This is a genomic window from Variovorax sp. TBS-050B (genome assembly GCF_029893635.1).
Lineage (GTDB): Bacteria > Pseudomonadota > Gammaproteobacteria > Burkholderiales > Burkholderiaceae_C > Variovorax.
Window position 1 is genome coordinate 4,320,698 of sequence record NZ_JARXYR010000002.1, and the last position, 25,594, is coordinate 4,346,291.

At 68.2% G+C, this 25,594-nt stretch carries 25 protein-coding genes and 1 tRNA gene; 11 read left to right on the top strand and 15 right to left on the bottom strand.

What is annotated here, in order from left to right:
* Positions 1–79 precede the first annotated feature (79 nt).
* The 6 genes from M2165_RS23080 to M2165_RS23105 all read left to right on the top strand — a co-directional run bounded on the left by M2165_RS23080 (position 80) and on the right by M2165_RS23105 (position 2,736).
* Positions 80–155: transfer RNA gene (locus M2165_RS23080), tRNA-Asn, on the top strand.
* Positions 156–346: 191 nt separating this feature from the next.
* Complete coding sequence (locus M2165_RS23085) at positions 347–766, top strand: DUF6766 family protein (RefSeq protein ID WP_280816904.1); 420 nt, start codon at positions 347–349, stop codon at positions 764–766.
* 103 nt (positions 767–869) lie between these two features.
* Complete coding sequence (locus M2165_RS23090) at positions 870–1,112, top strand: hypothetical protein (RefSeq protein ID WP_280816905.1); 243 nt, start codon at positions 870–872, stop codon at positions 1,110–1,112.
* Positions 1,113–1,237: 125 nt separating this feature from the next.
* Positions 1,238–1,507, top strand: a complete 270-nt coding sequence (locus tag M2165_RS23095; protein WP_280816906.1) for a hypothetical protein — start codon at positions 1,238–1,240, stop codon at positions 1,505–1,507.
* 40 nt (positions 1,508–1,547) lie between these two features.
* Positions 1,548–1,757 carry a hypothetical protein gene (locus M2165_RS23100; protein WP_280816907.1) on the top strand — a complete coding sequence of 70 codons (210 nt, stop codon included), beginning with the start codon at positions 1,548–1,550 and terminating at the stop codon, positions 1,755–1,757.
* An 88-nt stretch (positions 1,758–1,845) separates the two neighbouring features.
* Entirely contained in the window at positions 1,846–2,736 is an 891-nt protein-coding gene (locus M2165_RS23105; RefSeq protein ID WP_280816908.1) for a CsgG/HfaB family protein, read from the top strand.
* A 16-nt stretch (positions 2,737–2,752) separates the two neighbouring features.
* Here M2165_RS23105 and M2165_RS23110 read toward each other — a convergent pair whose 3' ends face one another.
* The gene (locus M2165_RS23110; protein ID WP_280816909.1) at positions 2,753–3,157 is read right to left on the bottom strand and encodes a GFA family protein; all 405 of its coding nucleotides are present in this window, start codon (positions 3,155–3,157) and stop codon (positions 2,753–2,755) included.
* A gap of 94 nt (positions 3,158–3,251) precedes the next feature.
* Here M2165_RS23110 and M2165_RS23115 point away from each other — a divergent pair, with 94 nt between their 5' ends.
* The gene (locus tag M2165_RS23115; RefSeq protein WP_280816910.1) at positions 3,252–4,208 is read left to right on the top strand and encodes a YafY family protein; all 957 of its coding nucleotides are present in this window, start codon (positions 3,252–3,254) and stop codon (positions 4,206–4,208) included.
* A gap of 28 nt (positions 4,209–4,236) precedes the next feature.
* Here the strand turns inward: M2165_RS23115 and M2165_RS23120 are convergent, their stop codons facing one another.
* The 4 genes from M2165_RS23120 to M2165_RS23135 all read right to left on the bottom strand — a co-directional run bounded on the left by M2165_RS23120 (position 4,237) and on the right by M2165_RS23135 (position 8,604).
* Entirely contained in the window at positions 4,237–5,706 is a 1,470-nt protein-coding gene (locus M2165_RS23120) for a DegQ family serine endoprotease (RefSeq protein ID WP_280816911.1), read from the bottom strand.
* 74 nt (positions 5,707–5,780) lie between these two features.
* Positions 5,781–7,127 carry an ATP-binding protein gene (locus M2165_RS23125; protein ID WP_280816912.1) on the bottom strand — a complete coding sequence of 449 codons (1,347 nt, stop codon included), beginning with the start codon at positions 7,125–7,127 and terminating at the stop codon, positions 5,781–5,783.
* A complete protein-coding gene (locus M2165_RS23130) occupies positions 7,124–7,783 on the bottom strand; it encodes a response regulator transcription factor (protein ID WP_280816913.1) in 660 nt (219 codons plus the stop codon). Before M2165_RS23130 ends, M2165_RS23125 begins: the two co-directional genes overlap by 4 nt.
* A gap of 50 nt (positions 7,784–7,833) precedes the next feature.
* A complete protein-coding gene (locus tag M2165_RS23135; RefSeq protein ID WP_280816914.1) occupies positions 7,834–8,604 on the bottom strand; it encodes an IclR family transcriptional regulator C-terminal domain-containing protein in 771 nt (256 codons plus the stop codon).
* A 127-nt stretch (positions 8,605–8,731) separates the two neighbouring features.
* On the opposite strand from M2165_RS23135, the gene pobA reads away from it, so the two are divergent.
* Positions 8,732–9,913: a 4-hydroxybenzoate 3-monooxygenase gene (pobA, locus tag M2165_RS23140; RefSeq protein ID WP_280816915.1), complete on the top strand. Its 1,182-nt coding sequence runs from the start codon at positions 8,732–8,734 to the stop codon at positions 9,911–9,913.
* On the opposite strand, the gene M2165_RS23145 is transcribed toward pobA, so the two are convergent.
* Genes M2165_RS23145 through M2165_RS23155 form a run of 3 tightly spaced genes read right to left on the bottom strand, consistent with a single transcriptional unit; the run spans position 9,883 to position 13,578 of the window.
* A complete protein-coding gene (locus M2165_RS23145; protein WP_280816916.1) occupies positions 9,883–10,308 on the bottom strand; it encodes an SRPBCC family protein in 426 nt (141 codons plus the stop codon). The genes pobA and M2165_RS23145 overlap by 31 nt on opposite strands.
* Before the next feature lie 13 nt (positions 10,309–10,321).
* The gene (locus M2165_RS23150; RefSeq protein ID WP_280816917.1) at positions 10,322–11,212 is read right to left on the bottom strand and encodes an AraC family transcriptional regulator; all 891 of its coding nucleotides are present in this window, start codon (positions 11,210–11,212) and stop codon (positions 10,322–10,324) included.
* A 35-nt stretch (positions 11,213–11,247) separates the two neighbouring features.
* Positions 11,248–13,578 carry a xanthine dehydrogenase family protein molybdopterin-binding subunit gene (locus tag M2165_RS23155; protein ID WP_280816918.1) on the bottom strand — a complete coding sequence of 777 codons (2,331 nt, stop codon included), beginning with the start codon at positions 13,576–13,578 and terminating at the stop codon, positions 11,248–11,250.
* 209 nt (positions 13,579–13,787) lie between these two features.
* Between M2165_RS23155 and aat the strand changes: the two genes are divergently transcribed.
* The 3 genes from aat to M2165_RS23170 are packed head-to-tail and all read left to right on the top strand — an operon-like array spanning position 13,788 to position 16,144.
* Positions 13,788–14,543, top strand: coding sequence for a leucyl/phenylalanyl-tRNA--protein transferase (aat, locus tag M2165_RS23160; RefSeq protein ID WP_280816919.1), 756 nt, complete (start codon positions 13,788–13,790; stop codon positions 14,541–14,543).
* Positions 14,540–15,289, top strand: coding sequence for an arginyltransferase (locus M2165_RS23165; protein WP_280816920.1), 750 nt, complete (start codon positions 14,540–14,542; stop codon positions 15,287–15,289). The genes aat and M2165_RS23165 overlap by 4 nt, the downstream gene beginning before the upstream one ends.
* A 30-nt stretch (positions 15,290–15,319) precedes the next feature.
* Entirely contained in the window at positions 15,320–16,144 is an 825-nt protein-coding gene (locus M2165_RS23170; protein WP_280816921.1) for an IclR family transcriptional regulator, read from the top strand.
* A 33-nt stretch (positions 16,145–16,177) separates the two neighbouring features.
* Here M2165_RS23170 and M2165_RS23175 read toward each other — a convergent pair whose 3' ends face one another.
* The 7 genes from M2165_RS23175 to M2165_RS23205 form a co-directional block, all read right to left on the bottom strand.
* Positions 16,178–17,359, bottom strand: coding sequence for a serine hydrolase (locus M2165_RS23175; RefSeq protein WP_280816922.1), 1,182 nt, complete (start codon positions 17,357–17,359; stop codon positions 16,178–16,180).
* A 115-nt stretch (positions 17,360–17,474) separates the two neighbouring features.
* Complete coding sequence (locus M2165_RS23180; RefSeq protein WP_280816923.1) at positions 17,475–19,013, bottom strand: 2-isopropylmalate synthase; 1,539 nt, start codon at positions 19,011–19,013, stop codon at positions 17,475–17,477.
* A 51-nt stretch (positions 19,014–19,064) separates the two neighbouring features.
* On the bottom strand, positions 19,065–20,768 hold the full coding sequence (gene leuA, locus M2165_RS23185) for a 2-isopropylmalate synthase (RefSeq protein WP_280816924.1): 1,704 nt from the start codon (positions 20,766–20,768) through the stop codon (positions 19,065–19,067).
* Between the two features lie 186 nt (positions 20,769–20,954).
* Entirely contained in the window at positions 20,955–21,779 is an 825-nt protein-coding gene (gene pssA / locus M2165_RS23190; protein ID WP_280816925.1) for a CDP-diacylglycerol--serine O-phosphatidyltransferase, read from the bottom strand.
* Positions 21,780–21,984: 205 nt separating this feature from the next.
* Positions 21,985–23,001 carry a ketol-acid reductoisomerase gene (gene ilvC, locus M2165_RS23195; RefSeq protein WP_280816926.1) on the bottom strand — a complete coding sequence of 339 codons (1,017 nt, stop codon included), beginning with the start codon at positions 22,999–23,001 and terminating at the stop codon, positions 21,985–21,987.
* A gap of 154 nt (positions 23,002–23,155) precedes the next feature.
* Positions 23,156–23,647 (bottom strand): acetolactate synthase small subunit, encoded by a 492-nt coding sequence (ilvN, locus tag M2165_RS23200; RefSeq protein WP_068683703.1) that lies wholly within the window; start codon positions 23,645–23,647, stop codon positions 23,156–23,158.
* A 107-nt stretch (positions 23,648–23,754) separates the two neighbouring features.
* On the bottom strand, positions 23,755–25,539 hold the full coding sequence (locus M2165_RS23205) for an acetolactate synthase 3 catalytic subunit (RefSeq protein ID WP_280816927.1): 1,785 nt from the start codon (positions 25,537–25,539) through the stop codon (positions 23,755–23,757).
* Positions 25,540–25,594 lie beyond the last annotated feature (55 nt).

Consider the following 25,594-nt stretch of genomic DNA (forward strand, 5'->3'; position numbering starts at 1 on the left):
AATTTTTTTCGGATTTTTTGCGCGTCCACGGAGGTGCGCTCGAAAGCCTCAAAAAATCACGCTATAATCTGAGGCTTGTTCCTCGATAGCTCAGTCGGTAGAGCGCCGGACTGTTAATCCGTAGGTCCCTGGTTCGAGCCCAGGTCGAGGAGCCACTACAAGCCGCAAGGCCTCTGGAATGCCCCGCTACTTCAACAGGTAGCGGGGCATTTTCTTTTGCGGCGCGCCGCCCTGCATGCGGCCGTGGTGACCGTAGGAAATTCCGGCGCTCAATTTCAGCTTGTTTCCTCCACCTCGCCGTGCGCGAGGTCCGAGACTGGTGCGCTCCACACCAAAGGACAACAACGTGAAAAAGAACTCGATCTGGAAGCTCTACGGTTATGGCTGGGTCACGCTCGGCTTCTTTCTCATCTCGCTCGTGGGCCACTGGGTGTTCGGCTGGTTCGCCTACGTGGACGAGCAGAAGCAGTTCGGCCATGCCATCGAGTTCAGCGGCTACGCCATCCAGATGGGGCGCGACACGCTGGAGAACTGGCAGTCCGAGTTCCTTCAGCTGATCTGGCAGATCGGCGGTCTCGCCTTCCTTCTGTATGTGGGCTCGCCACAGTCCAAGGAGGGCGACGACCGGGTCGAAGCGAAGATCGACGCGATCCTCGCGGCCGTGGACCCGCAGAACGCCGACAAGGTGATCGAGGAGATCGACGAGGAGTACGCGGGCAGGCACACGGACCACCGCTGGGTGAGGCTCGCCAAGAACCGGCGCTAGCGCACGCGGGCGCGGTGCCCTCCGACACCTGTAGGGGCCAGCGCACACCCCCCGTCTGCAGTCGCCTGACTCCGGTCACCCGCGGTTGGATCAGCATTCGTGCATGGCCCCCGCCACACCGATCGAATACCTGCTCGAGATCGAGCGTGCCAGCTTCCCGATCCTGATTCGGGATCCAGGGGTGATCCAGGCCGTCGCGGTGCTCAAGGCGCTGGGCTGCGTCGAAGCCGACATCTCGCCGCCGCTCGACCTGCGCGGTTCCTTCGAAGACTACGAATCGGCAGTGATCCTGAAGATCACGCCCGAAGGGCGCTCGGAACTCGCGCAGGAGTACGACGAGCACTGAGTGGCATGCACCCCCGGTCGAGCGCGCGGCGCACGCGCGGCGGGTCGTCGCGCGCGTGGCACGGCTCTTGAATAGCCATCCGGCGCCCACATCATGGGAGGCGATAAGAACACCGGAGGAAGATGATGCCGAAGTCTTCGGATGCACGCACCGTCGCGAAGCTCGCCTGGGAGGCGGCGTGGGAACGCCTCGACAACGCACTGCAGCCGCCGCCCGGCTACCCGGCCCCCACGCCGGAGGAGCTGCACGAGTGCTTCCGCCTTGCGCAGGAGCGACTGGACCATCTGCGGCTGGCCCACGCCCTGTTGGCGGAAGCCGACAAAACCACCGATGCAGCCGCGCAAACGCCGAAAACAGGGTATTTCCCAGAGCTCGGGTCAGGCCACAAACAGTAACGCCGCGTACATTACCGCCAACGTACTATCGGCCCGCCCCATGCACCTGAAACCTTTTCTCCTCATTGCGTTGCTGCTCGCTGCGGGCGGTCTGTTCTGGTGGTGGGTGCTCGACGGCGGCCTGATCGCGGTGGTCGTGGTGGTCGTGCTCGGCGCCGCCCTCTTCCTCGCGCTGCGCGGCAACCGCTCGGTCAAGGACCAACTCGACGCCCAGAGAAGCGACAAGGATTCGGGCGACAAGCCCTCCTGAACCCGGCCGCGGCCGGCATGACTTTCGGCACTGGCGTGCCGTTCTGGCGGCGCTTATCGTCGCGCGCTTTCGATCCTTCGGCGCGCACATGATCCTCTCTCGAAGACTTCCGCTTGCAGGCGCACTCGCCGCGAGCGCTATCGTTCTCTCCGGCTGCCAGACGCTCGACATGCAGATGGGCAGCCAGTCGGCCAAGACCGTGGCCACCGGCAGCGCGGCCGGCGCCGCCACCTCGGGCGAAAGCAGCGAACTCGAGCGCTGCGAATCGCCGCTCGGCACCGTCTCGCTGATCGAGAACGTCAACGCCGGCTGGTACACCATCCTGACGGGCGAGTACCGCCTGCCGCCCACCGCCAACCTGCTGCGCCTGCTGGTGCAGCAATCGAACTGCTTCGTGGTGGTCGAGCGCGGCGCGGCCGGCATGAACGCGATGACGCGCGAGCGCGCGCTGATGCAGTCGGGCGAGATGCGCGGCGGCAGCAACTTCGGCCGCGGCCAGATGGTGGCCTCGGACTACGGGCTCTCGCCCGAGATCGTCTTCAGCAACAGCGATGCCGGCGGGCTGGGCGGCGCGCTCGGCGGCCTGGTGGGTGGCGGCCGCGGCCGCGCCATCGCGAGCCTGGGCGCCAGCCTCCAGACCAAGGAGGCGGCCGCGCTGCTCACGCTCATCGACAACCGCTCGGGCGTGCAGGTGGCAGCGGCCGAGGGCAGCGCCTCGAAGACCGATTTCGCGGGCTTCGGGGACCTCGGCGGCCATCGCGGCGCGGGCGGCCTGGGCGGCTACACGCGCACGCCACAGGGCAAGCTGATCGCCGCGGCGTTCATGGATGCCTTCAACCAGATGGTCCGCTCGCTGCGCAACTACAAGGCGCAGACGGTGCGCGGCCAGGGCCTGGGCGGCGGCGGCCGCCTTGGCGTGGACGGCGGCGCGGCGCCTTCGCAGACCTCGGCGCCCGGCGCGCGAAGCCGCCGCAGGTAGGCGCCGCCGGCACGCTTCAAAGGTGGCCGGTCTCGGCCGGCGCCTCGAACCAGTTGTTGTTGCGGCCGTCCATGTACTGCACCGGGGCCTCGGCGAGTTCCTGCGGCGTCGCGTCGTCGAGGCAGCCGAGGTTGACGCTGACGTAGGCGCCGCCGATCTCCGGCACGTTGCCGCGCCCGAAGGGCCGGATGCCGCAATGCCGGCAGAACAGGTGCTCGGTGCTGTGGGTGTTGAACTGGTAGAGCGAAAGCGCCTCCTCGCCCGCGAGCAGGCGAAAGGCGTCGGGCTTGACGATGGCGCCCCAGCCGCGCGCCTTGGTGCAGATCGAGCAGTTGCACTTGCCGGTGCCCTGGCTCAGGTCGATGTCGGCCTGGAAGCGGACCTTGCCGCAGTGGCAGCTGCCGTTGTACGTCTTCTTCATGGGTCGTGTCCTCGTGGTGGAAGAAAAAGAGAAGCCGGAGACTACGGCCCATTGCGGACAGATCCTGTCCTCGGTCGCAGGCATCATCGGCACCATGCTCTCCGCTTCCGCACGCCTGATCCGGCTTCTCTCCCTGTTCCAGGCCCAGCGCTCGTGGGCCGGTACCGAACTGGCCGGCCGGCTGGAGATCACCGAGCGCACGCTGCGGCGCGACGTGGACCGGCTGCGCAGCCTCGGCTACACGGTGGATTCGACTTCCGGCGTGGCGGGCGGCTATCGCCTCGGCGCCGGCAACGCGCTGCCGCCGCTGCTGCTGGAGGACGAGGAAGCCATCGCAGTGGCGCTGGGCCTCGGCAACCCGGGCGGCGGCGCCGACGGCGACATCGAGAGCGCCGCGATGCGCGCCCTGGCCAAGCTCGACCAGCTCATGCCGCCGCGTCTGCGCAGGCGGCTCGACAGCGTGCGCGCGTCGGTGGTGCCGGTCATGCGCGGCAAGTCGCGCGTGCGGCTGAAGGCGGTGTCTCTGTTCGCCGAGGCCTGCACCGACCGGCTTGTGCTGCGCTTCGGCTACCGCGACCACGGCGGCGCCACCAGCGCGCGAACGGTGGAGCCGCATCGCGTGGTCCAGACCGGGCAGCACTGGTACCTGCTCGCCTGGGATGCGGCGCGCACGGACTGGCGCACCTTCCGCCTCGACCGCATCGTCGATCCGGCGCCGACCGGCGAACGCTTCACGGCGCGCCGGCTTCCCCACGGCGACATCGAGTCGTACATGCAGCATGCGCTCGCGGTGTTGCCGTTCCTGCACCATGCGTCGGTGATCGTGCATGCGCCGGCCGCGGCGCTCGAACCGCACCTCGGCTGGGTCGGCGGCGCGACCGAGGCGCTCGGCGAAGCACGCACCCGCATCCGCACCGGCGCCAATTCGCTCGACGCGCTGGCGGTGTGGCTCGCCTGCCTGGGGCATGACTTCGAGGTCGAATCGCCGCGCGAGCTGACCACGCACCTTGCGGAGGTTGCCGCGCGGCTTGCGAAGGCCGCGCGGCGTTAGCGCCTCGCAAGGCGCCCGCCCCGCCCGGTCAACCCAGGCGCACCGGCACGAAGATCTTGTCCTCGCCGCGCTGGATCAGCAGCGCCACCGACTTGTCGGCCCTGGCGACCACGTCGCGCACCTGGTCCACGCTCTTCGCCGGCGTGCCGTTGATGGCCAGCAGCACGTCGCCCGCCTGCACGCCGGCCACGGCGGAGGGCCCGGCGACGTCCTCGACCAGCAGGCCCGCATCGAGCGCGGCTTCGCGCTTCTCCTGCGGCTGCAGCGGACGCAGCGCCAGGCCCAGCTTGCCCTGGCCGGCGGCGCTGTCGTTCTTCGCCACCCGCACCGCCTTGTCGCTCGCATCGCCGAGCGTGGCGGTGAGCGCCTTGCGCTCGCCCTGGCGCCACACCTCGAGCGTGACCTTGCGGCCCGGCGTCTGCTGGCCGATCACGGCGGGCAGGTCGCCCGAGGAGACGATGGGATGCTCGTCGACCTTGCGGATCACGTCGCCGGCCTTGAGGCCGGCCTTGTCGCCGGGGCCGCCCTTCTCGATGTTGGAGACCAGCGCGCCCTCGGGCCGGTCGAGCTTGAAGGAGTCGGCGAAGGCCTGGTTCACCTCCTGCACCGCCACGCCCAGGCGCGCATGCGAGGCCTTGCCGGTGGCGACGATCTGGTCCTTCACCTGCACCGCCACGTCGATCGGGATCGCGAACGACAGGCCCTGGTAGCCGCCGCTGCGGCTGTAGATCTGCGAGTTGATGCCGACCACCTCGCCGCGCGTGTTGAGCAGCGGACCGCCGGAATTGCCGGGGTTCACCGCCACGTCGGTCTGGATGAACGGCACGTAGCTGTCGTCGGGCAGCGTGCGGCCCTTGGCGCTGACCACGCCGGCGGTGACCGTGCTCTCGAAGCCGAACGGCGAACCGATCGCCAGCACCCATTCGCCGACCTTCAGTTCCTTGGTGTTGCCGAGCGCCAGGGTGGGCAGGTTCCTGGCGTCGATCTTCAGCACCGCGATGTCGGTCTTCTCGTCCGCGCCGAGCACCTTGGCGCGGTACTCGCGCCGGTCGGTGAGCTTGACGGTGACCTCGTTCGCGCCCTTCACCACGTGCGCGTTGGTCATGATGATGCCGTCCGGGCTCACGATGAAGCCCGAGCCCTGCGAGCGCACCGGCACGTCGCGCTGCGGACCCATCTGGCCCTGGAAGCGGCGGAAGAACTGGAACATCGGGTCGTCGGGATCGATGCCCTGCATCTCGGCCGCGGCCTCGGCGTCCGAAGCCTTTGCGGTGCCGGTCACGCTGATGTTCACCACCGCAGGACCGTCGCGCGAGGTGATGGTCGAGAAATCGGGCAGCGTCACCATCGCCGCGGGCGCCGTGGCGGCGGCATTGGTGGTCTGGGGCGCGCCGAGCGCGCGGGCGCTGGTGTACGCGCCGGCGCCGACGGCACCGACGACCCCGGCCGTCGCCAGGGCAAGGACCAGGGCGCGGGGCGATGTGAGGCGGTTGTTCATTCGGGCTCTCCTTTCATTGCGTCTGCACGCAAAACACGATGAAAGGAATGTGGCCGCGCTCGCTTAAGCGTCGCTTAAACCGGCGGATCGGGCTGCCGCGACGGCGGAAAGTGCACCACCACCCGCAGGCCGCCGAGGCTCGGCGAGGCGTCCAGCGCCACGCGCGCGCCGTGCAGTTCGGCAATGGACTTGACGATCGACAAGCCCAGGCCGCTGCCCGGCGCCTGCGGCTCGCCGGCGCGGTAGAAGCGGTCGAGCACGCGCTCGCGCTCGGCAGGCGGCAGGCCGGGACCGCTGTCGTCGACGCTGAGTTCGACCGCGTCGCCGCGCCGCGTGATCGCCACGTCGACGCGGCCCTCTTCGGGCGTGTACTTCACCGCGTTCTCGACCAGGTTGCGCAGCAGCATGCGCAGCGCCTCGGGCTGGCCCTGCACCACGGCCGCCTCGGCGTGCGAGATGCCGATGTCGATGCTGCGCGCCTGCGCGGCCGCGATGGCGTCCGAGATCGCGAGCCGCGCGACCTCGGCCAGGTCGACCGGCTCGGGCGGCGCGCCGGCGGCCATGCTCGCTTCGTGCCGCGCCAGCGCGAGCATCTGCTCCACCAGGCGCGTCGCACGGTCGATGCCCGCGGAAAGCCGGCTCACCGCCAGCTCGCGCGCCGCGGCATCGGGTGCGCGCTGCAGGCCCTGCACCTGCAGCTTCAGCGCGGCGAGCGGCGAGCGCAGCTCGTGCGCCGCATCGGCCACGAAATGCTTCTGCGCGTCGAAGGCATGGCGCACGCGGTCGAACAGCAGGTTGAGCTCCTGCACCAGCGGGCGCACCTCGTCGGGCAGGCCTTCGGCGCTCACGGGCGAGAGATCGTCGGCCTGCCGCGAGGCGACCTGCTGGCGCACGCGCGCCACCGGCGCGAGCGAACGGCTCACCACCCACCAGACCACCAGCATCAGGAGCGGCGCCATCAGCGCCACCGGCGCGATGGTGCGCAGTGCCAGCGCGCCCGCCATGTTGCGGCGCGCGGCCATGTCCTGCGCCACCTGGATCACGAGCCCGCCGGTCTGCATCGAGAACACCCGGTAGGTGCTGCCGCGCGCACGCACGTGGGCGAAGCCGAGCACCGCGACCTGCGGCAGCGCCGCCTGCTCCGCCGATTCGAAGATGCGCACGCCGTGGACGGTCCAGACCTGCACCACGAAGTCGAAGTTCTGCTCCCCACTGCCGATGCCGCCCACCGCGGCGCTCGGCGGCAGCCCGGCACGCAGCGAGAGCGCCATCTGCTGCATGTGGTAGTCGAAGATCTCGTCGGCCTCGCGCAGCACCGTGCGATAGGCCACCAGCGCCTGCGCCCCGGCCGCGAGCACGATGGCCGCGAGCAGGAACCACAGCAGCCGCGCGCGCAGCGAGCCGATCAAAGCCCGCTTCATAGTCGGGGAATCATGTAGCCGACGCCGCGCACGTTGCGGATGAACTCTGCGCCGAGCTTCTTGCGCAGGCCGTGCACGTACACCTCGACCGCGTTGCTGCTGATCTCGTCCTTCCAGCCGTAGAGCTTCTCCTCGAGCTGGGCGCGCGAGAGCACCATGCCCGGCCGCGCGATCAGCGGCTCGAGCACCGCCCATTCGCGCGCCGACAGCACCACCGGCTGGCCGCCGACCGTGACCTCGCGCGTGGCGGGGTTGATGCTCACGCCCATGTGCTCGTACACCGGCTCGGCGCGGCCCGCGGCGCGGCGCAGCAGCGCGCGGATGCGCGCCAGCAGCTCGTCGAGGTCGTAGGGCTTGAGCACGTAGTCGTCGGCGCCGGCGTCGAGCCCTTCGATGCGCTGCTGCACCGAATCGCGCGCGGTGGCGATCAGCACCGGCATGCGCTGCTTGCGCGCGCGCAGGTTGCGCAGCACCTCCAGGCCGTCGCGGCGCGGCACGCCGAGGTCGAGCAGCACCAGGTCGTAGTGCTGGGTGCGCAGTGCGCTCTCGGCCGCTTCGCCGTCCTTGACCCAGTCGACGGCGTACTGCTCGGCCCGCAGCAGGTCGAGCACGGCCTCGCCGATCATCACGTCGTCTTCGAGAAGCAGGAGTCGCATGGCTGTGGGTATGTGGTTGTCGGGGTTCGACGGGGCGGCGGTGCGGAAGTTCAGAGCAGCGCCCGCACCTCGCGCGCGGCCTCGAAGAGCAGCGGCAGCATCTCGCGCCGCAGCGCTTCCTCCTGGTAGCGCGTGCCCGAGAGCACCACGTTGAGCGCGGCCACGGTGTGGCCCTGCATGTCGCGCAGCGGCACCGCGAGCGCCTGCACGCCGAGCTCGTGCTCCTCGCTCGCGAAGCAGCAGTCGTCCTTGCGCACGCGCGAGACCAGCTGGCGCAGGCTGCGCGCCTGCGTCGTGGTGTGGGGCGTGAGCCGCGCGAGCTGGCGCCCCTTGAGCCATTGCGCGAACTGCGCCGGCGGCAGGGCCGCGAGCAGCACGCGCCCGGTGGAGGTCGCATGCGCCGGCAGCCGCGCACCGAGGTGCAGGCCGTAGGCCAGCACGCGCGTCGGCGAACCATAGCTGCCGCTGCGCGCGATGATGACCACCTCTTCGCCGTCGAGCACCACGGCCGAGAACGATTCGCCGGTCTGCGAGGCGAGCCGGTTGAGCGTGGGCTGCAGCGCGCGCGGCAGGCGCGACGAGGCCAGGTAGCTGCCCGAGAAGCGCAAAACCTTCGGTGCCATCCAGAAATAGCTGCCGTCGGTCTCCAGGTAGCCCAGGTGCGCGAGCGTGAGCAGGTGCCGGCGCGCGGCGGCGCGCGTGAGGCCGGCGCGCTCGGCGGCGAGCGTGGCGTTGAGGCGCTGGCGTTCGGTGTCGAAGCTCTCGAGCACGGCCATGCCCTTGGCGATGCCCTCGATGAAGTCGGCTTTGGCGATGGTCATTCGGCGTGTGGGACGAAGTGTTGCGCGATCATCGCGCAGCCGGTCGCATGATCGCACAGAGCCTTGCCGACTGCCCGGACGGCGCGCCGCGCGCGTCCTACGCTCTGGCCCTCACGGAGACACGAACATGCGCACACAGGTCGCGATCATCGGCGCGGGCCCGGCTGGCCTGCTTCTGGGGCAACTGCTCTTCAAGGCGGGCATCGACAACGTCATCGTCGAACGCCAGAGCGGCGACTACGTGCTCGGGCGCATCCGCGCCGGGGTGCTCGAGCAGGTCACCATGGACCTGCTGGCGCGCGCCGGCGTCGACGCGCGCGCCAGGGCCGAAGGGCTGCCGCACGAGGGCATCGAGCTGCTGTTCAAGGGTGCGCGGCACCGCATCGACATGCACGGGCTCACGGGCGGCAAGCAGGTCACGGTGTACGGCCAGACCGAGGTGACGCGCGACCTGATGGAAGCGCGCGCGGCCGAGGGCCTGACCACCGTCTATGGCGCGGCCAACGTGAGCCTGCACGACTTCGCTTCCGACCAGCCGCGGGTGCGCTACGAAAAGGACGGGCAGACGCACGAGATCGCCTGCGACTTCATCGCGGGCTGCGACGGCTACCACGGCGTGAGCCGCGCGAGCGTGCCCGCCGACGCGATCCGGACCTACGAGAAGATCTACCCCTTCGGATGGCTCGGCGTGCTGGCCGACGTGCCGCCGGTCTCGCACGAACTGATCTACGCCAACACCGAGCGCGGCTTCGCGCTGTGCAGCATGCGCAGCGCCACGCGCTCGCGCTACTACGTGCAGGTGCCGACCGAGGAGCGCGTCGAGAACTGGAGCGACGAGGCCTTCTGGAACGAACTGCGCGCACGGCTCGATCCCGAGGCGCGCGAGCGGCTGGTGACCGGCCCCTCGCTCGAGAAGAGCATCGCGCCGCTGCGCAGCTTCGTGGCCGAGCCGATGCGCTTCGGCGCGCTGTTCCTCGCGGGGGACGCGGCGCACATCGTGCCGCCGACGGGCGCCAAGGGCCTGAACCTCGCGACCGCGGACGTGGGCTACCTCTCGCGCGCCTTCGAGATCTTCTACCGCGAGCGATCGGCTTCGGCGCTCGACCGGTACTCCGACCTCTGCCTGCGGCGCGTCTGGAAGGCCGAGCGCTTCTCGTGGTGGTTCACCTCGCTGATGCACCGCTTCCCCGAGACCGGCGCCTTCGGCCAGAAGATCCAGGAAGCCGAGCTCGACTACCTGGTCCATTCGACCGCCGCCTCCACCGCACTGGCGGAGAACTACGTGGGGCTGCCGCTCGAGGACTTCTGAGACGCCTCGAGCGCGGCCTTCATCGCCGCGCCGCCCTGCACCATCATCGGCGCGATGTAGGCGGCCATCTTGTCGGGCAGCACGTCGGTGATCCAGACGAAGCGCGAACGGCCCGCGCCCTCCTCGAACACCTGCGCCGAGGCATGGTGGTGCGCGGCCTTGCCGCCGGTGACGGTGTAGGCCAGGCGTCGATGGGCGTCGTCGAGTCCGACCAGCGCCTCGCGTGCGACCAGGCCGTTGGCGAAAGTGAGGATGCGTCCGCCCTCCGCATCGATGGTGCAGGCGGTGAGAAAGCCCGGCGCGAGCCGCGTGTGCACAGCGTTGAAGTCGCGCAGCGCGTCCCACACGTGGGCCGCATCGGCTTCGACGATGAATTCCTGGTAGATCGTGGCCATGGCAAGGCCCGCTTCAGCGGGTCGACGAGTGGATCAGGCGTCCATCGTCGAGCAGCGCGGCCAGCCGGTCTTGGAGAATCTTGCGGTCGCCGCGTGCCGCCTTGCGGAAGCCGCCCGGCGACACGCCCGCGGCGCGGCGGAAGGTGCGCACGAAGTTGCTCAGGTCGGCAAAGCCCACGTCGAGCGCCACCTCGGTGACCGGGCGGTGCAGGTCGTCCGCCAGCAGCCGCGCGGCATGCCGCAGGCGCGAGCGCACGAGGTACTGGTGCGGCGTGACGCCGAGCACCTGCGAGAACAGCCGCAGGAAATGGAAGGCGCTGAGGCCGGCTTCGGCGGCGATCGCCTCGAGGCCGATGTCGTGCCGCGCAGCATGCGCATCGATCCATATCGCGGCGTCGACCGCGCGGCGGCGGTCGCGCGGCGTGGCTTCGGAAGGCGCCGCAGCCTTTCGCCGGCCCGAGACCAAGTCGACGAAACGGCTCGCGAACCACATGCCCAGCTCGTCGAGGCCGGCGTCGCCCTGCCCCTCCGCCGCGGCCTGGGCGAGCTCGCCGATCACCATCAGCTCCGCCAGCGGTGGAACGCCGCCGGTGCGCCAGGCAGCCGGATCGCCGCCGATCAGCTCGACGAAGCCCGGCGACAGGTGGAAGGCCAGGCACTCGTCGCCGCAGGCATGGTGATCGTGCGTGCAGACGTATTCGTCGCCCGGGCATCCCACCAGCACCGAACCCGCGACGAGTTCGTAGGCGCGGCCGCGCGTGCGGTAGCCGAAGCTGCCGCGGCGCACGTAGGAGACCGAATGGCCCTGGTGCAGCTCGGTGAAGGGCCGGGCGCCGGGGCCCGCGTCGCAGCAGTAGCGCGAGACGCGGATGTCGCCGGTCTGCAGCTCGGTGGTGACGCGCATGGCTTCGATCCTCCGGCCAGCCCCGCGCGACGCCGTCAGTCGACGGTGTGCATCGCCTGCCACACGCGCGCGGGGCTCAGCGGCATGTTCAGGCGCGGCGCATTCGACGCGAGGCCGTTGCGCGCGAACGCATCGGCCACCGCATTGACGATGGCCGGCGTGGCGCCGATGGTGCCGAGCTCGCCCACGCCCTTCACGCCGAGCGGGTTGTTGGCGCACGGCGTCGATTCGTCCATCTCCATGTGGAACATGGTGTCGACGATGTCCGCGCGCGGCGCGGCGTAGTCCATCAGGCTGCCGGTCAGCGGCTGGCCGGTTTCGTTGTCGTACACCACCTGCTCGCACAGCGCCTGGCCGATGCCCTGCACCGCGCCGCCTTCGAGCTGGCCGCGCACGATCATCGGATTGATGACGCGGCCGACGTCGTTGACGGAGCTGTAGGCCACCACGCTGATCTCGCCCGTGGGCGGGTCGATCTCGACCTCGCAGATGTGGCAGCCGTTGGGCCAGGTCGGGCCGGCCACGGTGCTGGTCGAATCGACGAAGATCTCGCGCTGGGGCTGCCTGCCGGCGAGCGTGAAGAGATCGAGTTCGAGGTCGGTGCCGGCCACGGTGAAGACGCCGCGGCTGTAGGTGACGTCGTCGATCGAGGCTTCGAACTCCTGCGCCGCGAGTTCGCGCGCCTTGTCGATGGTGCGCTCGGCGCCGATGCGCACCGCCGAGCCGCCCGTGAACAGCGAGCGCGAGCCGGCGCTGCCGAAGCCGTCGCCGCGGTCGGTGTCGCCGAGCACCACGCGCACCTTCTCGATCGGCACGCCGAAGGCATCGACCGCCAGTTGCGCGAGCGAGGTCGCGATGCCCTGGCCCATCGCGTTGACGGCCGAGAACACCTCGATCACGCCGTCGGCCTGCACCGAAACCGTGACGCGCTCCTCGAACACGTTGCCGCCGGTCCATTCGAGGAAGGTGGCGATGCCGAGGCCGCGGTGCTTGCCGCGCCCGGCGGATTCGGCCGCGCGTGCCTCGAAGCCGTTCCAGTCGGCCAGCGCGAGCGCCTGGTCCATCACCGATTCGAACTTGCCGGTGTCGTAGGTCTGCGCCATCGGGTTCTTGTACGGCATCTGCTCGGGGCGAATGAAGTTGCGCCGGCGCAGCGTGACGCGGTCGATGCCGAGCTGGCGCGCGGCCTCGTCCATCAGCCGCTCGATGGTGAAGATGGCCTCGGGCCGGCCTGCGCCGCGGTAGGCGCCGGTGGGCGCGGTGTTGGTGAGCACCGCCTTGAAATGGAAGTCGATGGTCTGGATGTCGTAGACGCTGGTCTGCACCCAGGGGCCGATCAAGAGCTGGATCGCCACGCCGGTGCCGGTGGCATAGGCGCCGACGTTCGCGAGCGTGCGGATGCGCAGCGCGAGGATCCGGCCGTCCGCGTCGAGCGCGAGTTCGGCCTTGGCCTCGATGTCGCGGCCGTGCGCGCTCGACAGGAACTCCTCGCTGCGGTCGGCCACCCACTTCACGGGCCGCCCCACCTCGCGTGCGGCGAACGCGACCGCGATGTCCTCCGGATAGGCGCCGGTCTTCATGCCGAAGCCGCCGCCGACATCGCCGACCACCACGCGCACCTTCTCCTTCGCCAGCCCCAGGGCGGCGCAGACCGAGTCGCGCACGCCCGAGGGCATCTGCGTGCTCATGCGGATCGTGAGCCGGCCGGTCTCGGGGTCGGGCGCCGCCAGCACCGAGCGCGGCTCGATGGTGAGCGCGACCACGCGCTGGTTGACCACGTCGAGAGAGACCACGTGCCGCGCTTCGGCGAAGGCGGCGGTCGCGGCCTGGCTGTTGCCGTGGCGCATCTCGGCGGCGACGTTGCCGGTCGCCTCTTCGCACAGCAGCGGCGCGCCTTCGGCCGTGGCGCTGGCAAGGTCGACCACCATCGGCAGCGCGTCGTAGTCGACCACCACGGCCTCGGCGGCATCGCGCGCCTCGCGCACGGATTCGGCCACCACCGCCGCCACCGCCTCGCCGACGAAGCGCGCCCGCTCATGGGCCATGGCCCGGCGCGGCGGGCTGGCACAGTCGCCGCCGTCGGCCCGCTTGAAGCCCGCGGCCCCGGGCATCGGCTGCACGCCGGCCGCGACCAGTTCGGCACCGGTGAACACGCGCAGCACGCCGGGCATGGCCGCCGCGGCGGCGGTGTCGATCGAGAGGATGCGGGCATGGGGGTACGGCGAGCGCACGAAGACGAGGTGGGTCTGCCCCGGCAGCGCGACGTCGTCGGTGTAGCGGCCCGCGCCGGCCAGCAGGCTTTCGTCCTCCAGGCGGCGAACCGCATGGCCGCTGCCGAAACGCATGGAATTGGAATCAGTGGTCAACGTGGTCCTCTTGGTGCCTCCGCGGCGAGGCGAACGGCCTGGCGGGGGCTTCTGGGTGCGATGGAGGCTGCACTATAGGGGCTTCGGATAGTCTTGCACGCTTCGGTCGGCAAGCTCGAACGAAGGTTCGCAATCGTTTGCGACCGGCCGCCGCGGCCGCATTTTCCCTGCATTGGCGAAACGCATGCGAAGCCGTGTATACCTCGGCCATGCAACAACTGCCCTGGCTCGAACCCGGCGACGCCCTGCCCGATCCCGCGTCCGCGTGGGGAGAAGCCGATCCCGTGCCCGGCCTGCTCGCCGCCGGCGGCGCGCTCGACGTCGACACGCTGGTGCAGGCCTACGGCCGCTGCGTGTTTCCCTGGTTCAGCGACGACCAGCCGATCCTCTGGTGGAGCCCGGACCCGCGCATGGTGCTGCAGGTGGCCGACTTCAGGCTCCACAGGTCGCTGCGCAAGACGCTGGCGCGCTTCGCGCAGACGCCGGGCTGCGAGATCCGCATCGACCACGACTTCGCCGCCGTGATCCGTGCCTGCTCGCAGGCGCCGCGCATCGGCCAGTCGGGCACCTGGATCGTGCCGGACATGGTGGAGGCCTACACGGCGCTGCACCGCGCCGGGCACGCGCACAGCGTCGAGACCTGGATCGACGGCGAACTCGCGGGCGGGCTCTACTGCGTGGCGCTCGGGCGCGCGGTGTTCGGCGAATCGATGTTCACGCGCCGCCCCGACGCCTCGAAGATCGCGCTCGCGGCGCTGGTCTGCCTGTGCCGCCGCTTCGGCGTGCGGATGATCGACTGCCAGCAGAACACTGCGCACCTCGCGAGCCTGGGCGCGCGCGAAATGGACCGCGGCAGCTTCGTGGCGCATGTGGCGGGCGCCCGTGCGCAGCAGGGGCCACGATGGCATTTCGAGCCCGTATACTGGTCGGAACTCCTTTCCGCACGACCTTCCCGAACGCCGTGACGCACCTCAAGGACCTTCCGCTTCACACGCTGCAGTTCTACGCGACGGCGCCCTATCCGTGCAGCTACCTGCCGGATCGCCAGGCCCGCTCGCAGGTGGCCACGCCCAGCCACCTGATCCACAACGACGCGTACTCCGACTTGGTGCTCAGCGGCTTCCGGCGCAGCGGCATGTTCACCTACCGGCCCTATTGCGACGGATGCCGCGCCTGCATTCCGCTGCGCGTGCTGGTCGACGGCTTCCATCCCAGCCGCAGCCAGCGGCGCGCCGTGAAGCAGCACCGCAACCTGCAGGCGCGGGTGCTCAAGCTCTGCTTCGTGCCCGAGCACTACCAGCTCTACCTGCGCTACCAGAACGGCCGCCATGCGGGCGGCGGCATGGACCACGACAGCATCGACCAGTACACCCAGTTCCTGCTGCAGAGCCGCGTCAATTCGCGGCTCGTGGAGTTCCGCGAGGTCTCGCCCGAGGGCACCGTCGGCGCGCTGCGCATGGTGTCGATCCTCGACGTGCTGAACGACGGCATCTCGGCCGTCTACACCTTCTACGAACCCGGCGCCTCGGCCGGCTACGGCACCTACAGCGTGCTGTGGCAGATCGAGCAGGCGCGCAAGCTCGGCCTGCCGCACGTCTATCTGGGCTACTGGATCGAGGGCAGCGCCAAGATGAACTACAAGGCGCGCTTCGCCCCGCACGAATTGCTGATCGATGGCCGCTGGCAAGCGCCGACTGATTTCACAAGATAAAATGGCGCCCGGTCCACACCGCATCGCGCCATGAGAAAAAACCAAACCGACGTTCCTGCCGTTCCAGTCATCCAGGTGATCGAGCGCATGTTCGCGCTGATCGACGTGCTCGCCTCGCGCGAGGAGGCCATTTCGCTGAAGGAAATCAGCGAGAAGACCGGCCTGCATCCTTCCACCACGCACCGCATCCTCAACGACCTGGCGGTCGGGCGCTTCGTCGACCGGCCCGAGGCCGGCAGCTACCGGCTGGGCATGCGGCTGCTCGAGCTGGGCAACCTGGTCAAGGGGCGGCTCAACGTGCGCGACGCCGCGCTGGGCCCGATGCGCGAACTGCACAAGATCACGCAGCAGCCGGTGAACCTCAGCATGCGCCAGGGCGACGAGATCGTCTACATCGAGCGCTCGTACAGCGAACGCTCGGGCATGCAGGTGGTGCGCGCCATCGGCGGCCGCGCGGCGCTGCACCTCACGTCGACGGGGAAGCTGTTCCTCGCCGCGGACGACCCGCAGCGCGTGCGCAGCTATGCCACGCGCACCGGACTGGCGGGCCACACGCGCAACAGCATCACGCAATTGCCCGCGCTCGAACGCGAACTGTCCAAGGCACGCCAATACGGCATTGCGCGCGACAACGAGGAGCTCGAGCTGGGGGTGCGCTGCATGGCCGCCGGCATCTACGACGACCAGGGCAAGCTGGTGGCGGGGCTGTCGATCTCGGCGCCCGCGGATCGGCTGGACGAAGGCTGGCTGCCCAAGCTGCAGGCCACGGCGAACGAGATCTCGGAAGCGCTCGGCCACAAGAGCGCGGGCGGGACTCCGGCGGTGGGAGGCAACGGCTCTTCGGCCGTCGCCTGAGGCCGGGCCGGCGGCGGCCGGCCCGTCGGCCGCTCAGCCGGCGACCTGGTAGCTCGGCGGTGCGCTGCGCGACGCAGCCGGCGAGCCCGTCGAGGCATGCGTGGCCTCGACCCAGCGGCGGACGCGTTCCGCATCGGCGATGCGGCTGAACTTGCCGGCCGAATCCAGGAACACCATGATCAGCTTGCGGCCGGCCACCTTCGCCTGCATGACGAGGCACTGCCCCGCTTCGGAGATGTAGCCGGTCTTCTGCAGGCCGATGTCCCAGTCGGGGCTCTTCACGAGGCGGTTGGTGGTGTTGAACTGCAGCACGCGGTTGCCGACTTCGACCTGGTACTCGGGCGAGGTCGACAGCGAGCGCACGGTGGGGTCGGCATAGGCGGCGTTGACGAGCAGCGCGAGGTCTTGTGCGCTCGACTGGTTGCGGCTCGACAGGCCCGTGGGTTCCACGTAGCGCGTGTCCTTCATGCCGAGCATCTTCGCCTTGGCGTTCATGATGCTCACGAAGGTCGCGAGGCCGCCCGGATAGGTGCGGCCCAGGGCGTGCGCCGCGCGGTTCTCGCTCGACATCAGCGCCAGGTGCAGCAGCTCGCCGCGCGAGAGCGTGGTGCCGACCGTCAGGCGCGAGCGGCTGCCCTTCTCGGTGTCGACGTCGTCCTGGGTGATGGTGATCAGCTCGTCGCTCGGCAGGCGGGCCTCGCTGATCAGCAGGCCGGTCATCAGCTTGGTGAGCGACGCGATCGGCAGCACGGCGTGATCGTTCTTGCTGAACAGCACCTCGTGCGTGTCCTGGTCGATCACGAGCGCAACGCTCGACTTCAGGTCGAGCGCGTCTTCGACGCTGTGCAGACCGGCGAGCTGACCGAAGGACTGGCGGGCCGGCGTTTCGACGCGGACCAGCGAGCGGCGCTGCACGGCCACGACGGTCTTGCCGTTCTTCTGGCGGATGCTGGCGACCACGTTGCGGCCACCGCGAACGACTTTTTCACTTCGATCGGCCTGGCCGGCGCGGGCCTTGGCAGATCGCTTGACTTCCACCGGCGCCGAACCCCTGGCCTTCTTGGCGACGGAGGTCTTGGCGGCAGCTGTTTTTTCCTTCTTGGCGGCCTGTGCGCCGGGCAGCAAAAACGCCGTGGCGCAGAGCGCGACGGCGATGAATTTGACTGCGGGCAAGAACCGCTGGCTGGAAACTCGGCGGAGACGGGCTTCGGGCATTGATAAATCTCCAGCGGCGCAAATGAGGACCGCAGTGTATCGAAATCAAAAAAGACGCGCAATATCAGTTACTTGCATCCTTTTCTTCATTCGAATATCAAGGACTGCTCCCAACCTACCCCTGCGCAGACACTCTCTCAGCTTGGCTCTGTAACTTGTTGAGCGCACTCAAATAAGCCTTGGCGGACGCGACCACGATGTCGGGATCCGCTCCTACTCCATTCACCACCCGCCCCGCATTTTGTAACCGAACTGTAACTTCTCCTTGGCTTTCTGTCGAGCCACTGATCGCATTGACCGAGTAAAGCACCATCTCGGCGCCGCTTTGGACGTGCGATTCGATGGCCTTCAGCGACGCATCGACAGGACCGTTGCCATCGGATTCGCCGGTGACTTCCCTGCCCTGCGCCGTGAAGACGACCTTCGCATGCGGGCGTTCGCCGGTTTCGGAGTGCTGGGAGAGCGAGACGAAAGCAAACTGCTCGTCAACGTTCGACAGCTCCTCGGCGCTGACGAGCGCGAGGATGTCCTCGTCGAAAATCTCCGACTTGCGATCGGCCAGCTCCTTGAAGCGCAGGAACGCCGCGTTGATCTCGGCTTCGCTCTCCATCGTGACGCCGAGGTCCTGCAGGCGCTGCTTGAAGGCGTTGCGGCCGCTGAGCTTGCCCAGCACGATCTTGTTCGCGGTCCAGCCCACGTCCTCGGCACGCATGATCTCGTAGGTGTCGCGGGCCTTGAGCACGCCGTCCTGGTGGATGCCCGAGGCATGCGCGAAGGCGTTGGCGCCCACCACCGCCTTGTTGGGCTGCACCACGAAGCCGGTGGTCTGGCTCACCATGCGGCTCGCGGCCACGATGTGCTGGGTGTCGATGTTGAGCTCGAGCCCGAAGTAGTCCTTGCGCGTCTTCACGGCCATGACGATCTCCTCGAGCGAGCAGTTGCCCGCGCGCTCGCCCAGGCCGTTGATCGTGCACTCGACCTGGCGCGCGCCGCCGATCTTCACGCCCGCGAGCGAATTGGCCACCGCCATGCCGAGGTCGTTGTGGCAGTGCACCGACCAGATCGCCTTGTCGCTGTTGGGGATGCGCTCGCGCAGCATCTTGATGAAGTTGCCATAGAGCTCGGGGATCGCGTAGCCCACGGTGTCGGGCACGTTGATCGTGGTCGCGCCCTCGGCGATCACGGTCTCGAGCACGCGGCAGAGGAAGTCGGGATCGCTGCGGTAGCCGTCCTCGGGGCTGAACTCGACGTCGGCCACCTGGTTGCGCGCGAAACGCACCGCCAGCCTCGCCTGCTCGTGCACTTCGTCGGGCGACATGCGCAGCTTCTTCTCCATGTGCAGCGGCGAGGTCGCGATGAAGGTGTGGATGCGGCCGCGCCCCGCGCCCTTGAGCGCCTCGGCCGCGCGTGCGATGTCGCGGTCGTTGGCGCGCGAGAGGCCGCACACGGTCGAGTCCTTGATCGCGTTGGCAATCGCCTTCACGGCCTCGAAGTCGCCGTTCGAGCTGGCCGGGAAGCCGGCTTCGATCACGTCGACCTTGAGCCGCTCGAGCTGCTTGGCGATGCGCATCTTCTCGTCGCGCGTCATCGATGCGCCGGGCGATTGCTCGCCGTCGCGCAGGGTGGTGTCGAAAATAATGAGTTGGTCGGTCATCGTGGATCTCCTTCGTTCATTGGCACCTTGCGCGGACGGCGGCGGACTGCGTCAGGCGAGCTCAACCGCCGATTGTGCGCTGTGCGCGCCCCGGCCGCGCGCGCGCTGCAGGCCCGAGACGATGGCCTTGAGCGATGCCGAGACCACGTTCGCATCGATGCCGACGCCGAACAGCGTCTGGGTCTCGTCGATGCGCAGTTCGAGGTAGGCCACCGACTTCGCATCGGCGCCGGCGCCGACCGCATGCTGGTGGTAGTCCATGACCCGCACCGAATGGCCGGTCGCCCGGCTCAGCGCCTGCGTGAAGGCGTCGATGGGCCCGTTTCCGCGGCCTTCGATGGCACGCACTTCGCCGTCCCACGGCAGGTCGCCGCGCAGCACCACGGCCGCCTCGGCGCCCTCGCCTTCTTCCTCGATCACGCGGTGCTGCAGCGCATGCGCGGCCTCGATGCCGTATTCGCGCACGAACAGTTCCCAGAGATCGGCGGCCGTGAGTTCCTTGCCGGCGACGTCCATCACGCGTTGCACGACCTGGCTGAACTCGATCTGCAGGCGGCGCGGCATCTCGATGCCGTATTCGCTCTCGAGCAGGTAGGCGATGCCGCCCTTGCCCGACTGGCTGTTCACGCGGATCACCGCCTCATAGCTGCGGCCCACGTCCTTGGGGTCGATCGGCAGGTAGGGCATGTCCCAGATCTCGCCTTCGCTGCGCGCCGCGAAAGCCTTCTTGATCGCATCCTGGTGCGAACCCGAGAACGAGGTGTAGACCAGGTCGCCCACGTACGGATGCCGCGGATGCACGGGAATCTGGTTGCAGTGCTCGACCGTGGCGCGGATCTCGTCGATGTTCGAGAAATCGAGGTTCGGCGAGACGCCCTGCGTGTAGAGGTTGAGCGCGACGTTGACGAGGTCGAGGTTGCCGGTGCGCTCGCCGTTGCCGAACAGGCAGCCCTCGATGCGCTCGGCGCCGGCCATCAATGCCAGTTCGCCCGCGGCCGTGCCGGTGCCGCGGTCGTTGTGCGGATGCACGCAGAGGATGATCGAATCGCGCCGCGCGAGGTTGCGGTGCATCCACTCGATCATGTCGGCGAAGATGTTCGGCGTGGAATGCTCGACGGTGGTCGGCAGGTTGACGATGCACTTGTGCTCGCGCGTGGGCGCCCAGACCTCGGTCACGGCGTCGACCACGCGCTTGGAGAACACCACGTCGGTGCCCGAGAACATCTCGGGCGAATACTGGAAGGTCCACTGCGTCCCGGGCTGCCTGGCCGCGAACGTGTTGAACATGCGTGCGTGGCTCGCGGCAAGCTCGACGATGCCGTCCTCGTCCAGGCCGAGCACCACGCGGCGCATCACCGGCGCGACCGCGTTGTAGAGGTGGACGATGGCGCGCGGCGCGCCCTGCAGCGCTTCGAAGGTGCGCTCGATGAGGTGGTCGCGCGCCTGCGTGAGCACCTGGATCGTCACGTCGTCGGGAATGCGGTCTTCCTCGATCAGCTTGCGCACGAAGTCGAATTCGATCTGCGAGGCCGAGGGAAAGCCGACTTCGATTTCCTTGAAGCCGATCGCCACCAGCGTCTCGAACATGCGCATCTTGCGCGCGATGTCCATCGGCTCGACCAGTGCCTGGTTGCCGTCGCGCAGGTCGGTCGACAGCCAGATCGGGGCCTTGGTCAGCACCGCGTCGGGCCAGGTGCGGTCCTTGAGGCCGATCGGGGCGAATGCGCGGTATTTGGCTTGAGGTTGCTTGAGCATGTCGATTTCTCTGTGATGGTTGGCGATCAACCAGCAACCCCAAAAGACAAACGGCCCGTTGCTGGTGCGAACGGGCCGTGGTGAGGGATCTGCGCGTGCGCTACCGTCTCCGCCCGTGAGGGAGAGCTAGTAGGGCCAGAAGCGAAATCTTGGTCATGAGGGTTTCGAATGTAGCACAAGCCAGCATCAGTTATGCAAGCCGCGTTCGTCGGGCTCTTCGGTGGAAGTGCTGATCACGCTGACCGGCTGGCCCTTGGCCTTGCGCCACGCGTAGACCGCATAGCCGCTCAGGCCGTAGGCCACGAACAGGCCGAACAGCACGGTCGGCGGATGGATGTTGATGACCGCGATGCCGAGCGCGATGAGGACGATCACTGCGAACGGCACGCTCTTCTTCACCTGCACGTCCTTGAAGCTGTAGAACGGTGCATTGGTCACCATCGACAGGCCGGCATAGAGCGTGAAGCCGAAGGTGAGCCAGGTGACCTGCGTCCACGAGAGGTACAGCACCTCGCCGCCGCGTTTGCCCCATTCGGTCATGAGCCAGATAAAACCCGCCACCAGTGCAGCCGCGGCCGGCGATGGAAGGCCCTGGAACCAGCGCTTGTCGACCACGCCGGTGTTGACGTTGAAGCGCGCGAGCCGCAGCGCCGCGCAGGCGCAGTAGACGAAGGCTGCGATCCAGCCCCAGCGCCCGAGGCCCTTGAGCGACCATTCGTAGGCGATCAGCGCCGGCGCGGCACCGAAGGACACCATGTCCGAGAGCGAATCCATCTGCTCGCCGAACGCGCTCTGCGTGTTGGTCATGCGCGCCACGCGGCCGTCGAGGCTGTCGAGGATCATCGCTGCGAACACGCCGAGCGCGGCGAGATCGAAGCGCGCGTTCATCGCCATCACGATCGCATAGAAGCCGCCGAACAGCGCGGCCAGCGTGAAAAGGTTGGGCAGGATGTAGATGCCCTTGCGCCGCTTCTTCGGCTCGATGGACATCAACTGCGTGTCGTCATGCATGGGCAAAGTGTAGTTCAGCGTTACAGAGCCGCCCCCGCGCCCAAAAGAAAAAAGGCCGTCGATCATCGACGGCCTGTGCGACCCGCGAGGCAAGCGAAGCGAAGCCCCTTCGGGAGCAGCCGCGGAACCGGCTCCGCCGGGCCGCAGGCTGCGCCCCCTCGAGGGGGGAGGCGGACCTGCGAAGCAGGGTAGCCTGGGGGTGGTCCTAGTTCCTGGTCTGATCGACCAGCTTGTTCTTCTTGATCCAGGGCATCATCGCGCGCAGCTTCTCGCCGACGACTTCGATCTGGTGCTCGGCATTCAGGCGGCGGCGGCTGATCAGCGTGGGCGCGCCGGCTGCGTTCTCGAGCACGAAGCTCTTGGCGTACTCGCCGGTCTGGATGTCCTTCAGCACCTGCTTCATGACCTTCTTGGTCTCTTCGGTCACGACGCGCGGGCCGGTGACGTACTCGCCGTATTCGGCGTTGTTCGAGATCGAGTAGTTCATGTTGGCGATGCCGCCTTCGTAGATCAGGTCGACGATGAGCTTGAGCTCGTGCAGGCATTCGAAGTAGGCCATCTCGGGCGCGTAGCCGGCTTCCACCAGCGTCTCGAAGCCGGCCTTGATCAGCTCGACGGTGCCGCCGCACAGCACGGCCTGCTCGCCGAACAGGTCGGTCTCGGTCTCTTCGCGGAAGTTGGTCTCGATGATGCCGGCCTTGCCGCCGCCGTTGGCGGTGGCGTAGCTCAGCGCGAGGTCGCGCGCCTTGCCCGACTTGTCCTGGTGCACGGCCACGAGGTGCGGCACGCCGCCACCCTGCGTGTAGGTGCTGCGCACGGTGTGGCCCGGGGCCTTGGGCGCGACCATCCACACGTCGAGGTCGGCGCGCGGTTGCACGAAGCCGTAGTGCACGTTGAAGCCGTGCGCGAAGACGAGCGAAGCGCCTTCCTTGATGTTCGGGGCCACGTCGTTCTTGTAGACGCTCGCGATCTGCTCGTCGGGCAGCAGGATCATGACCACGTCGGCGGCCTTCACCGCGTCGGCCACTTCGGCGACCTGGAGACCGGCCTTCTCGACCTTGGGCCACGAAGCGCCGCCCTTGCGCAGGCCGACCACGACCTTCACGCCGCTGTCGTTGAGGTTCTGTGCATGCGCATGGCCCTGCGAGCCGTAGCCGATGATGGCGACCGTCTTGCCCTTGATGAGGCTGAGGTCGGCGTCCTTGTCGTAATAAACCTTCATGATGTTCTCCAGATGGATGTGCGGATTGCAGTGGGTTGTTGTGCCGTTCGTCCTGAGCCTGTCGAAGGGCTCAATGCAGTCCCCGCTCGCGCGGAGGCTTCGACAAGCTCGGCCCGAACGGGCGGCGACCGAGCTCCGTTTTCTTCATGGTCGCTCAGACCCGCAGGATGCGCTCGCCGCGGCCGATGCCGCTGGCGCCGGTGCGCACGGTCTCGAGGATCGCGCCGCGATCGATCGCCTCGAGGAAGGCGTCGTTCTTGCCGTGGTCGCCGGTGAGCTCGATGGTGTAGCTCTTGTCGGTCACGTCGATGATGCGGCCGCGGAAGATCTCGGCCATGCGCATCATCTCCTCGCGTTCCTTGCCGACCGCGCGCACCTTCACCATCATGAGCTCGCGCTCGGTGTAGGCGCCTTCGGTCAGGTCGACCACCTTGACGACCTCGATCAGGCGGTTGAGGTGCTTGGTGATCTGCTCGATCACGTCGTCCGAGCCCGCGGTGACGATGGTCATGCGCGAGAGGCTCGCATCCTCGGTGGGCGCGACGGTCAGCGACTCGATGTTGTAGCCACGGGCCGAGAACAGGCCCACCACGCGGGAAAGAGCACCGGGCTCGTTTTCCAGCAGCACTGCAATGATGTGTTTCATGTTTGCGCGACTCCTCTTTTCGCCGCCCTCCCCCGCGCACGGTAATGCGCGGGCTCGACGGACAATAGATTCGTCAGTTCGAAGTTAGCGAATGCGCCGCAGACCGTTCAGAGGTCTTCGGAACCCAACAGCATCTCGGTGATGCCCATGCCCGCCTTGACCATCGGGAACACGTTCTCGGTGGGGTCGGTGCGGAAGTCCATGAACACGGTCCGGTCCTTGAGCTTGCGCGCTTCACGCAACGCCGGCTCCACGTCTTGCGGCCGCTCGATCAGCATGCCGACGTGGCCGTAGGCCTCGGCGAGCTTCACGAAGTTGGGCAGCGCATCCATGTAGCTGTGGCTGTAGCGGCCGGAGTATTCGATCTCCTGCCACTGGCGCACCATGCCCAGGTAGCGGTTGTTGAGCGAGCAGATCTTGATCGGCGTGTTGTATTGCAGGCAGGTGGAGAGTTCCTGGATGCACATCTGCACCGAACCTTCGCCCGTGATGGTGAACACCTCCGACTGCGGCTTCGCGAGCTTGATGCCCATCGCGTAGGGAATGCCCACGCCCATGGTGCCCAGGCCGCCCGAATTGATCCAGCGCCGCGGCTCGTCGAAGCGGTAGTACTGCGCGGCCCACATCTGGTGCTGGCCGACGTCGGACGTGATGTAGGTGTCCGCGTCCTTGGTCATGTTCCACAGCGTCTCGACGACGTACTGCGGCTTGATCACGTCCTTGTTGTCGCGGTCGTACTTGAGGCAGTCGCGGCCGCGCCAGGCCTCGATGGTCTTCCACCACGCGGCCAGCGCGCCGGCGTCGGGCTTGGTGGTGCTCTCGCGGATCATCGAGATCAGCTCGGTGAGCACGTCCTTCACGTCGCCGACGATCGGAATGTCGACCTTCACGCGCTTGGAGATGCTCGACGGGTCGATGTCGACGTGGATGATCTTGCGTTCGTTCTGCGCGAAGTGCTTCGGGTTGCCGATCACGCGGTCGTCGAAGCGCGCGCCCACGGCCAGCAGCACGTCGCAGTTCTGCATCGCGTTGTTGGCCTCGATGGTGCCGTGCATGCCGAGCATGCCGAGGAACTTGCGGTCGCTCGCGGGGTAGGCGCCCAGGCCCATCAGCGTGTTGGTGACGGGGTAGCCGAGCATGTCGACCAGCGTGCGCAGCTCGTTGCAGGCGTTGCCCAGCAGCACGCCGCCGCCCGTGTAGATGTAGGGTCGCTTGGCGTTCAGCAGCAGTTGCAGCGCCTTGCGGATCTGCCCGCCGTGACCCTTGCGCACCGGGTTGTACGAGCGCATCTCGATCTTGTCGGGATAGCCGGCGTAGGCGATCTTCTTGAAGGAGACGTCCTTGGGAACGTCGACCACCACCGGGCCGGGACGGCCGCTGCGCGCGATGTGGAAGGCCTTCTTCATCGTCAGTGCCAAGTCCTTCGGATCCTTGACGAGGAAGTTGTGCTTCACGATGGGACGCGTGATGCCGACGGTGTCGCATTCCTGGAACGCGTCGAGGCCGATGGCCGCGGTCGGCACCTGGCCCGAGATGATCACCATCGGGATCGAGTCCATGTAGGCCGTCGCGATGCCGGTGACCGCGTTCGTCAGGCCCGGGCCGGAAGTGACCAGCGCCACGCCCACCTCGCCGGTGGCGCGCGCATAGCCGTCGGCTGCGTGGACGGCGGCCTGCTCATGGCGCACCAGCACGTGCTGGATGGTGTCCTGCTTGTAGAACGCGTCGTAGATGTACAGAACCGCGCCGCCGGGATAGCCCCAGACGTACTGGACGCCTTCGGCCTGCAGTGCCTTGACCAGCACTTCGGCGCCCATGAGTTCTTGCGTGGCGTTGCCGGCGCCGGTGGACGCAGCGGCTGCGGAAAGAATTTCCGCCTTGGAGATTTCCATGATCAACCTTTGTCTATTTCGGGAACGAAATACCTTGGGTGCCCCTTGCCAGCCC